Here is a 10554-nt window from a genome sequence, read left to right on the forward strand (position 1 = left end):
CGTGCTCGGCACGGTGGTCGGTTCCGGTATCTGGACCGTCCTGCTCAGCCGCAACCCCGCCAGCACCGTGGCCCCGTTCTCGCTGCTCGTGCCGGTGGTGGGCCTGACGGCGGCGTTCGTCGTCCTCGGTGAACGCCCCACCGTCGTGGAACTCGCCGCCTGTGTCGTCGTGGTCGGCGGGGTGCTGTTGGGATCGCTGTCCCGCCGACCACGACGGCCGGTTCAGGCCGAGACCGGTTCCTGTCCGGACTCGGCACGCGGCGTCAAGCGTCCCGACAGGATGTCCTCCGCGTAGTGGCAGGCCACGCGGTGCCCGTCCCCCACCTCGCGCAGTTCGGGCCGGTCGGTGTCGCACAACGTCTCCTGCCTCCACGGGCAGCGCGTGTGGAAACGGCAACCGCTGGGCGGGTCGGCAGGGGAGGGCAGGTCGCCGGAGAGCAGGATCTGCTCGCGGCTGTCCTCCACCACCGGGTCGGGTGTGGGGATCGCCGACAGCAGCGCCTTCGTGTACGGGTGCAGCGGCTGTTCGTAGAGGGAGTCGGCGTCGGACTCCTCCACGAGCGCCCCCAGGTACATCACGCCGATGCGGTCGGAGATGTGGCGCACCACGGCCAGGTCGTGGGCGATCACCACGTAGGTGAGCCCGAACTCGTCCTGCAGGTCCTCCAGCAGGTTGATCACCTGCGCCTGCACCGACACGTCCAGCGCCGACACCGGTTCGTCGGCCACGATCAGGTCCGGCTGCAGAGCCAACGCCCTGGCGATACCGATGCGCTGCCGCTGACCTCCCGAGAACTCGTGCGGGTACTTCCGCAACGCGCTCACGGGCAGCCCGACCGCCGTCAGCAGTTCCTTCAGCCTGGCCCGCGTCCGTTCCGGGTCGGTGGCGAGCCCGTGGGCCCGCATCCCTTCCACCAGCAACGACTCCACCGATTGGCGCGGGTCGAGGCTCGACAGCGGGTCCTGGAACACCATCTGCATCCGCTTGCGCATGGTGCGCAGGTTCTCGCCCTTCAACGAGGACAGGTCCGTCCCGTCGAAGGTGATGGTGCCCGAGGTGGGCTCGATGAGCCGCAGCAACGCTCGGCCGAGCGTGGTCTTGCCACAGCCCGACTCGCCGACGAGACCGTACGTCTCGCCCCGGTTCACGCGCAGGCTCACGCCGTCCACGGCGTAGACGTGGCCGACGGTGCGGTCGAACAGAACGCCCCGTTTGATGGGGAAATGCACCTTGACGTCGTCGAGGACCAGCAGTTCCCGCTCGTCCGCGTGGTCGGTCCGTGCGGCTTCGTCGGTCATCGTGCTCCCTCCGCCACGGTGGCCCCCACCGGGTTGTGGCACCGCAGCAGTCCGGTGTGTCCAGCGGCGTCGGCGGCCAGTTCCGGTGCTTCGGACCAGCACGCCTCCACAGCGTTCGGGCAACGCGGCGCGAACGCGCACCCGCCCGACCACGGGATGTTGTCGGCCACCGAGCCCTTGATGGGCACCAGCCTCTCGCCCCTCGGCGCGTTCAGCCTGGGGATCGAGGCGAGCAGCCCGTGGGTGTACGGATGCCGGGGCCGGGCGAACAGTTCGTGGCGCTGCGCGCGTTCCACGATCCGCCCGCCGTACATCACGTTCACCTGGTCACACAGCCCGGCGACCACGCCGAGATCGTGCGTGATCATGATGAGCGCCGTTCCGGTCTCGGTCACCAGCTCGCGCAGCAACGTGAGGATCTGCGCCTGGATAGTGACGTCGAGCGCGGTCGTGGGTTCGTCGGCGATGAGCAGCCTCGGCTCGCACGCCAACGCGATGGCGATCAACACGCGCTGCCGCATGCCGCCCGACAACTGGTGCGGGTACTCGTTCATCCGCCGTGTCGGGTCCGGGATACCCACCCGGCCGAGCAGGTCGATGGCCTCGACCTTGGCCTGTCTGCGGGTGAGTTCGCGGTGTCGCAGCAGCACCTCGGTGATCTGCACGCCGATGGTCACCACAGGGTTGAGCGACGACAGCGGGTCCTGGAACACCATGCTCAGGTCCTCGCCCCGGCGCTCGTCCATCTCCCGCTGGCTGAGCCCCAGCAGTTGTTCACCGGCGAAGGTCACCGAACCGTTCACCTTGGCCGAACGTTCCGGCAACAGCCCCATGATCGCCAGCGAGGTGACCGACTTGCCGCAGCCCGACTCGCCCACGAGTCCCACGGTCTGTCCCGGCTCCACGTCGAAGGAGATCGAGTCGACAGCGGTGGTCGGTGGTTCCCCCTTGCGGTGGAACGTCACCGACAGGTCGCGTACTTCCAGCAGAGCCATTCCATCACCGCCGTTGCCGAGGATCGAGGGCTTCCCGCATCGACTCACCGATGAGGGTGAAGCCCAAGGCCACCACGACGATGCACGCCGCCGGCCAGAAGGCCAAGTGCGGCTGCGTGTCGAAGTAGTCCTGTGCGTTACCGAGCATCTGCCCCCATTCCGGGATCGAGTCGTCCGCGGCTCCGAGGCCGAGGAACGACAGCGCCGCCGCGTCCAGGATCGCGATCGCCAGCACCAGCGTGGACTGCACGATCACCGGGCCCAGCGAGTTCGGCAGGATGTGCCGGAACACGATGGCACCGCGTTTGATGCCGAGGGCCTTGGCGGCCAGCACGTGGTCGCTCTCCCGGACCGACAGCATCGTGCCGCGCAACAGTCGCGCGAAGATCGGCACCTGCACGATGGCGACGGCGAGGATCACCGAGAACTGGCTCTGTGTCACGAACAACGCGCCGATCGACACGGCCAGCAGCAGCGACGGGATCGACAGCATCACGTCGACGATGCGCATCACCACAGTGTCGACCCAACCGCCGAAGGCACCGGCGAGTGTGCCCAGCACCGTGCCGATGCCCAATCCGATCACGGTGGCCAACAACGCCACCAGAAGCGTCTGCTGCGAACCCAGCAGGATGCGGGACAGCAGGTCGCGGCCGTACTGGTCGCCGCCCAGTGGGTGGCCCGGCTGCGACGGTGGGATCTGGTTCTTCGCGTTGGAGACCTGGTCTTCCAACAGCCGCATCGCCGGGTCGTGCGGGGCCAACCACGGGGCCAGCACCGCCACCAGCACGAACAGGCCGATGATCGCAGCACCGACCAGGAACATCGGGTTGCGCCGTAGCCTGCGCCAGGCCGACTTGAGGAGGCTCTGTCCTTCGTCTCCGGACCCACCGGCGCCCGGTTCGTCGACCACAGTGGACCGACCCGCGGTAGCCGCGAGTTCGTCGATCTTCGTAGCTCGCGAGGCCATCACTCACGACCCCACTTTCTGCGCCGTACGAATGCGCGGATCGATCAGCGCGTACGACAGGTCGACCAAGAGGTTGATCAACACATACGACGCCGCCCCGGCGATGATGACCACTTGGAGCACGGGGAAGTCCTTGCGTTCGAATCCGAGCGCGAGTGCCTCTCCGATGCCGTGCCAAGCGAACACGGTCTCGGTGAGCACCGCCCCCGACAACAGCGAACCCGTCTGCAGACCCACGGTCGTCACCACGGGCAACAACGAGTTGCGGAGGATGTGCCGGTCCCGGATCACCCGCTTGGTCAGCCCCTTGGACCGCGCCGTCCGCACGTAGTCCTCGTCCAGCACATCCAGCACCGATGCCCTCGTGATGCGGAAGATGACCGCGAACGGGATCGACGCCAGCGCGATCGCGGGCAGGATCAGGTGCACCAGCGCGTCCCAGGCGGCGTCCCACTCCTGCGTGAGGATGCCGTCGAGCACGAAGAACCCGGTGACTCTGGTGGCGTCGATACCGACGGTCTGCCTACCGCCCGTGGGTAGCCAGCCGAGCTCGATCGCGAAGATCCACTTCAGCAGGAACGCGAAGAAGAAGATCGGGACGGAGATCCCCACCAGCGAACTGAGGATGCCAGCGTTGTCCAACCAACCACCGCGACGGCGGGCGGCCAGGTAACCGAGGGGAATCGCCGTGATCAGTGCGAGGACGATGGCCACGAAACTGAGTTCGAGCGTGGCCGGGAACCGCTCCAGAAACACCTCCAGCGCGGGCGTTCCCGGGGTGACTCCGGTGGAGTTACCGAAGTTGCCGGTCAGCGCCCGGCCGAGGAAGGAGAAGTACTGGACGAAGATCGGCTCGTCGAGCCCGAGTTCCTCGCGTAGTTGCGCGCGGCTCTCCGCCGTGCCGCGGTCGCCGAGGAGGGCCGAGACCGGCCCTCCCGGCAGTGCCCGCAGCCAGGCGAAGAGCAGCACCGACAGAATGAACAGGACGAGCACGAGTTGCAGTACTCGTCGAAACGCGTAGCGGAGCACTGGTTAGCTACTACTCCGAGATAGTGACCGTTGCGAATTCTTCCTTGGTCAACGGGCTGGGAATCAGCCCCTCGACTTCGGGACGCACGACCATCGCGGGCGGGGAGTGCGTCAACGGAACGGCGGGCAGGTACTCGGACATCAGCTTACGGTTGATGTCCTGATAGGCCGCCTCCCGCTCAGCATCGTCCACAATGGTGTCCGCCTCGTCGAGAGCTTCCGCGAGTTCCTCACCCCACGACGAACCACCGGTGTAGAACTGGTTGTCCGTCGTGCCGAAGAGGGTCCCGATGAAGTTGTTCGGCGAGTTGTAGTCACCGGTCCAGCCGAGCAGGAACAGCTGGGCCCGCGCCGACTCGATGTCGTCGGTGTAACCGCCGTTCCAGGGCTTGCTGACCGGTTCCACGGTGATGCCGGCCTCCTCCAGGTCCTCCTTGATGGCACCGAAGATAGCCTCGGGGTTCGGCATGTAGGGCCGCGTGACCTGGGTCGGGTACCACAGCTCTACGGTCAGGTCCTCGTGACCGGCCTCGGCCAGCAGCTGCTTGGCCTTCTCCGGGTCGTACGGGTACTCCTGCACATCGTCGGCGTAGCCGTCCACCGTGTCGGGATAGAACTGCTTGGCGACCTCGGAGTCCTCCGGCATGATCGACGAGACGAGGGTCTCCCGGTCGATCGCGTGTGCCAGCGCCTGGCGTACCTTCAACTCCTTCAGGGCCGGGTTCTCGTTCTGCGTGATGCCCAGGTAGAGGATGTTGAACGGGTCCCGGATCTCGACCTTGAATCCGGCGTCCTCCAACGCGGCCCAGTCGGCGGGCGACGGGAAGTCGTAACCGTCGATGTTCCCGGCTTCCAGCTCCTGCTTGCGTGCCGTCTCGTTGGGGATGATCCGGAAGATCAGCTTGTCGAGTTCGGCCGGCTCGCCCCAGTAGTCGTCGTTGCGGACCAGCTCGATGGTGCCGTTGGCGGAGTCGTAGCCGTTGAACTTGAACGGCCCCGTGCCCGTGGGGTGCTTCTGGGCGTACTCCGAGAACACGAAGCTGTCGCCCTCAGCCTTGACGTCGTTGGCGTTGTACTCCTCCATCGCCGTCGGGCTCTGCATGGCGAACGAGTCCTGCGACAACATTGTCGGGAAGTCGGCCGTGTACCGGGTGAGCTTCACGTCGACGGTGTGCTCGTCTTTGACCTCGCACCCGTCGTACAGCGACGTCTTGTCCTCGTCGGCGAAGCCACCGAAGTTCTCCACCCAGTAGTACGACAACGCGGGCGAGGCACCCGCACCGGTCTGGTTGTACATCCGCTCGAAGTTGGCGCACACGGCTTCGGCGTCGAACGGTGTGCCGTCGTGGAACTGCACGTCCTTCTGGAGCTCGAAGGTCCAGACGGTGCCGTCCTCGTTCGGTTCCCAGCTCTTGGCCAGCTCGGGTTCGAGTTCGGCCGTGCCGGGTTCGATGCCGACGAGGTTCTCCACGATCTGCCGGGTCACCCGGAACGTCTCGCCGTCGGAGGCGTAGAAGGGATCGAAATTGGCCGGAGCGCCCGCGACGCCGAACACCAGCGTGCCGCCGTCACCGCCCCCACTGGAATCACGTTGGGATTCAGCGCACGCCGACAGTGAGACCGCGAGTGCGCCCGCGAGCCCGATCAGGGCTAAGCGGCGTGGTCGAGCCACCCGTGGCTGGAGCATGTTGGCCCCCCTTGAGCAAAGGCATCGGTTCGGGTCGCGTCCACCGAAAGAGTGCACGCGGATGGTGGCAGACCTTAGCGGTTATCACTCGCTTACTTAAGACCTCGACATCAAGACCCCATGCCACTTTCGGCCCAGTGGAACGGATAAGCGCTGGTCATTGATCTTGGCAAGTGGTCGAGACCACGTGGAGGGAAATACGTTTCGCCTGTTGTGGGCGGTGTTGTCCACACCATTGCCCGCGACGGCCGACGCGAAGCGACGCTTACGCAGAGTTGGTCACAGTTGGGTAACCACTCGCCTCTTGCTCCGACTACGGACCGGCCGACTACCCACTGTGCTCGGTCTGCTACGCCCGGATCCGGGCGGGATCGTGGCGATCATTCGTGTGCGGGCTGGATGACATCGTCGGCATGGCGTCTGGCCTCGTCCACCGCGAACCAGCCCCGCTCGAATCGCTGCCACGCCTGAAGCATCGGCCTGGCGGCCTCGCCGTCCCGAGCCACCGCGCGCTCCAGACGTTTTTCGGGATTCGGTACCTCGACCCAGCACAACCGAGACAGCCTGGGCCGAATCGAGGCCCGCCCCGACGACACGCCTTCCACCACGAGCACGTCGGGCACCGCGACCCGCACCTCGGCACCGGGGCGCGGTTCGCCGGTCGACCAGTCCCAGGCGCGGTAGCGGCCGGGCAGCCCGACGGCGATCCGGTCGAGCACTTCGGCCAGCCTCGGCCACCACGAAACGGGGTCGTCCCAGGTGGCGAAGTCGTCGGTACTGACGAGCTCCGCGTGCACTCCGCGGTTTCGCAGTTCCGCGGTCAATTTCCGCGCGAAGGCCGACTTGCCGGACCCGGAGGGGCCGTCGACGGCCACCAGCCGCACCGCGCCGAGCCGTGGAGGCGCCGCCGACACCGCGTCCGCCACGTCTTCCACCTGCGTGCGGCGCGGCCGAAACTTCGGGTCGACGTCAGAGGGCACGGCGGCCGGACAACGCCCGCCCGAGCGTGAGCTCGTCGGCGAACTCCAGGTCACCACCCATCGGCAGGCCGGACGCCAACCGTGTCACCGTGAGCCCCGGGAAGTCTTTCAGCATCCGCACCAGGTACGTCGCCGTGGCTTCGCCCTCGGTGTTGGGGTCGGTGGCGATGATGACCTCCGCCACCTCGTCGGCGCCGATGCGGGACAACAGTTCCCTGATCCGCAACTGGTCCGGCCCCACCCCCGACAACGGGTCGAGGGCGCCGCCCAACACGTGGTAGCAGCCTCGGAACTCGCGGGTGCGTTCCACCGCGAGTACGTCCTTCGGCTCCTCCACCACGCAGATGACACTCACATCACGGCGCGGGTCGGAGCAGATGCGGCAGCGCTCCTTTTCGGAGACGTTGCCGCACACCTCGCAGAACCGCACGCCCTCACGCACCTTGCCGAGTACCTCCTGCAGCCGAGCGAGGTCGGCCGGGTCGGAGGCCAGCAGGTGGAAAGCGATGCGCTGTGCGCTCTTGGGACCGATGCCGGGCAACCGCCCGAGCTCATCGATCAGATCTTGAACGACGCCCTCGTACACCCGTTATCCAGGAAGTCCGAATCCACCGAGGTCGGGCATGCCACCGGCGAGACCTCCGGCGAGCGGGCCCAGCTTCTCCTCGGTGAGCTGCTGCGCATTGTTCATCGCGTCGCGCACGGCCGCCACCACGAGATCGGACAGCGTCTCGGTGTCCTCCGGGTCGACGACCTTCGGGTCGATCGACAGTGCCTTGAGTTCCAGCCCCCCGCTGACGGTGGCGGTGACCAGCCCGCCGCCGGAGGTGCCGGTCACCTCGGCGTTCGCCAACTCCTGCTGCGCCGTGACCAGCTGTTCCTGCATCTTCTGCGCCTGCTGCAGGATCTGCTGCATATCGGGCATTCCGCCGCCGGGTTGCACCATGATGTGGCTATCCGATTCTCTTCGCGTTACTTGCACGTGGAGGGTGCGCCGCACCTCGACTGCCCAGCCTAGCCGCTTCCCACCGCCCCCGAAGCCGGGTCCCCATAGGCCGGCCTGTCCGGTTCGACCGGTTCTCGTTCTCCCCCGCCGCTGCGCCCTCCGTGTCGGGGCCCAGCAGCTCGTGGCGCAGTGCCCGCGGAGCAGTGCCCGAGGCCCTAGTCGACCCGGCGAGCGCCGAGGTGTTCCGAGAGCAGTCTCTGCGCACGGGCCTCGGGGTCGATCGGCTCCGGTTCCTGCGAGGATTCCGGGTCGGTTGCCGCGGTATCCGTCTCGGCGGGCGGGTAGTACTCATCGTCGTCGGGTTCGGGCGGCAGCGGAATGTCCGGCTCGGTGGTGGTCACGGCGGGTTTGCGCTGCCCACCGTCCGCCGTGTCCTGCGAGGGCCTGGTCGGCCGTTGGTAGGTGCGTTGTGGCCGTTGCGGGGCCCCGCCCGCGGGCTGCTGTGCCGCCGAAGCCGTCGAGGAGGGCGCCTGGCCCGCCGACGCGAGCACACTCGGGTGCACGCAGCGCACGGTCCATTCGCCCGACACCACCTGGGTCAGTGCGCGCGCGATGCACTCGGTGTTGCGCTGTTCCGACAGTCGTCGCACGAGCGGCTGAGCCGGGTGGGTCAGTACGACCATGTTCCCCTCGACGCTGTGCACGGACGCCCCGGTGAGCAGGGCCTCGGTGCTGCGGCTCATGGTCCGCACGACGGCGAGCACCTGTGGCCAGTGCTGGCGCAGTGTGGCGACGTCCGACTGACCGGACTGCGCACCCGGCGAAGACTGCGGAGTCGGCTGGGCCGGTGGAGTCTGCGCCGCAGGCGGGGTCGGTGCCGCCGGTGCGGCCTGCACGGGCGCGGTGCGCGGTTCCGGACGCTGTGGCCCGGCGGTGTTCGCCGCACCGGCCGTGCCGCCGTCCCGGCGTGGCTGCTCGGCCGCGGCACCGGTTTCCTGTTCCCGCGCTGTTCGCTGCGACGGCCGTTCGAACGTGGGCCGGGTGGGGGCGGGTTCGGCCGAGGCCGTGCCCTGGGCGGGCAGTGCGGCGGGCACCCCGGTGGCGATCTTGCGTTCGAGCCGTTCGAGGCGTTGCAGCATCGAGGCCTCGTCGTCGGAGACCTCGGGCAACAGCATTCGGGAGCACAGCAGTTCGAGCACCAGCCGCGGCGACGTGGCTCCCCGCATCTTCAGCAGGCCGTTGTGCAGGATCTCCGCGTAGCGGGTCAACGTTCCGGGGCTCAGGCGTTGCGCTTGTTCCGCCATGCGTTCGAGCTGTTCCGCGGGGGCCGAGACCATGCCGTTGTCGGCGGCGTCGGGCACCGAGCGCAGCAGAAGCAGGTCACGCAGGCGGTCGAGCAGGTCGGTGGCGAAGCGGCGCGGGTCGTGGCCGGCTTCGGTGAGCCGGTCGATCGTGCCGAACACGCTCTTCGCGTCCTGGTCGGCCAGCCCGTCGATCATCGAGTCGATGAGTGCCGAGTCGGTGACACCCAGCAACGCCACCGCGCGCTCGTACGTCACTCCCTCGGGCCCCGCGCCGGCGAGTAGCTGGTCCAGCACCGACTGTGTGTCGCGCGCCGACCCTCCGCCCGCGCGGATCACCAGCGGATACACCGAGGGCTCCACCGGAACGCCTTCGGCGGCGACGTTGCGTTCCAGCAACTCGCGCATGGCGCCCGGCGGGATGAGCCGGAACGGATAGTGGTGCGTGCGCGAGCGGATGGTGGTGAGCACCTTGTCCGGCTCGGTGGTGGCGAAGATGAAGATCAGGTGTTCCGGCGGCTCCTCCACGATCTTCAACAGGGCGTTGAAGCCCTGCGGCGTGACCATGTGGGCCTCGTCGATGATGAACACCCGGTACCGCGACTCGGCGGGCGCGTAGAAAGCACGGTCGCGCAGCTCCCGGGCGTCGTCGACACCGCCGTGACTGGCCGCGTCGAGCTCGGTGACGTCCACGCTGCCCGGCCCTTCGGGGGCGAGCGCCCGGCACGGGCCGCACTCGCCGCACGGGTCGGGTGTCGGCCCCTTCGCGCAGTTCAGCGAGCGGGCCATGATCCGCGCGCTCGACGTCTTGCCACAGCCGCGGGGCCCCGAGAAGAGGTAGGCGTGGTTGATCCGCCCGGAGGCCAGCGCGGTGCGCAGGGGCTCGGTGACGTGCTCCTGCCCGACGACCTCGGCGAAGGTCGCCGGTCGGTACTTGCGGTACAGCGCTAGAGCCACGTGGCGAGCGTACCGGCCGACGCCGCCGGCGTGCCCGTTGCCCACCCGGGCGCGGCGCGGACGAGAGCAGGGCTTCACCGATCACGACGTGTTCGCCGCCGTGGTGGACGGGTTCGGTTACCTCAGCCACCAGGACTCAAACCACGCCGAAGCGTACCCGGTCGGTGTTCCCGAATCGCCCGGCTGCGAGTTCGACGACGAAGACTTCCCTGCCGGGTCGGGACTGACGCTGGAACAGTTCGCTGGCCTCCTCCCTGCCTCCATGGCCAGAGAGGAGGCCACAAAGTCAAGCGTGCCCGGCGGAGGAGGCGGTGTTCACGCCACGGCGAACGCGGCGGCGTCGAACTCATGCTTGAGTACGCCGTCGAAGAACGCGTCCACCTCGTCGCG

Annotated in this window: 10 protein-coding genes and 1 pseudogene; 2 read left to right on the plus strand and 9 right to left on the minus strand. The window is 68.0% G+C overall.

All coding sequences use genetic code 11. The features are described from left to right. Positions 1-295 (plus strand): EamA family transporter (locus tag M7H19_RS11385; protein ID WP_298180638.1); only part of this gene is annotated, 295 nt, incomplete at its 5' end. Here the strand turns inward: M7H19_RS11385 and M7H19_RS11390 are convergent. The 9 genes from M7H19_RS11390 to M7H19_RS11430 form a co-directional block, all read right to left on the minus strand. Next, positions 223-1299, minus strand: a complete 1077-nt coding sequence (locus M7H19_RS11390) for an oligopeptide/dipeptide ABC transporter ATP-binding protein (protein ID WP_298180640.1) — start codon at positions 1297-1299, stop codon at positions 223-225. The two genes, M7H19_RS11385 and M7H19_RS11390, sit on opposite strands and share 73 nt — an antisense overlap. Next, complete coding sequence (locus tag M7H19_RS11395) at positions 1296-2294, minus strand: ABC transporter ATP-binding protein (RefSeq protein ID WP_298180642.1); 999 nt, start codon at positions 2292-2294, stop codon at positions 1296-1298. The genes M7H19_RS11390 and M7H19_RS11395 overlap by 4 nt, the downstream gene beginning before the upstream one ends. A gap of 4 nt (positions 2295-2298) precedes the next feature. Beyond that, positions 2299-3264: an ABC transporter permease gene (locus M7H19_RS11400; RefSeq protein WP_298180644.1), complete on the minus strand. Its 966-nt coding sequence runs from the start codon at positions 3262-3264 to the stop codon at positions 2299-2301. Positions 3265-3267: 3 nt separating this feature from the next. Beyond that, on the minus strand, positions 3268-4293 hold the full coding sequence (locus tag M7H19_RS11405) for an ABC transporter permease (RefSeq protein WP_298180646.1): 1026 nt from the start codon (positions 4291-4293) through the stop codon (positions 3268-3270). 10 nt (positions 4294-4303) lie between these two features. Continuing rightward, positions 4304-5980 carry an ABC transporter substrate-binding protein gene (locus tag M7H19_RS11410; RefSeq protein ID WP_298180648.1) on the minus strand — a complete coding sequence of 559 codons (1677 nt, stop codon included), beginning with the start codon at positions 5978-5980 and terminating at the stop codon, positions 4304-4306. Positions 5981-6360: 380 nt separating this feature from the next. Beyond that, entirely contained in the window at positions 6361-6906 is a 546-nt protein-coding gene (locus M7H19_RS11415; protein WP_298180650.1) for a uridine kinase, read from the minus strand. Positions 6907-6949: 43 nt separating this feature from the next. Further along, positions 6950-7546, minus strand: a complete 597-nt coding sequence (gene recR / locus M7H19_RS11420; RefSeq protein ID WP_298180653.1) for a recombination mediator RecR — start codon at positions 7544-7546, stop codon at positions 6950-6952. Between the two features lie 3 nt (positions 7547-7549). Next, positions 7550-7906, minus strand: a complete 357-nt coding sequence (locus tag M7H19_RS11425; RefSeq protein WP_298180655.1) for a YbaB/EbfC family nucleoid-associated protein — start codon at positions 7904-7906, stop codon at positions 7550-7552. Between the two features lie 215 nt (positions 7907-8121). Continuing rightward, on the minus strand, positions 8122-10164 hold the full coding sequence (locus tag M7H19_RS11430) for a DNA polymerase III subunit gamma and tau (protein ID WP_298180657.1): 2043 nt from the start codon (positions 10162-10164) through the stop codon (positions 8122-8124). An 88-nt stretch (positions 10165-10252) separates the two neighbouring features. Between M7H19_RS11430 and M7H19_RS11435 the strand changes: the two are divergent. After that, a pseudogene (locus tag M7H19_RS11435) lies at positions 10253-10554 on the plus strand (hypothetical protein); the annotation flags it as partial.

Source organism: Saccharomonospora sp., from assembly GCF_027317685.1.
In the GTDB taxonomy this organism is placed as follows: Bacteria; Actinomycetota; Actinomycetes; order Mycobacteriales; family Pseudonocardiaceae; genus Saccharomonospora.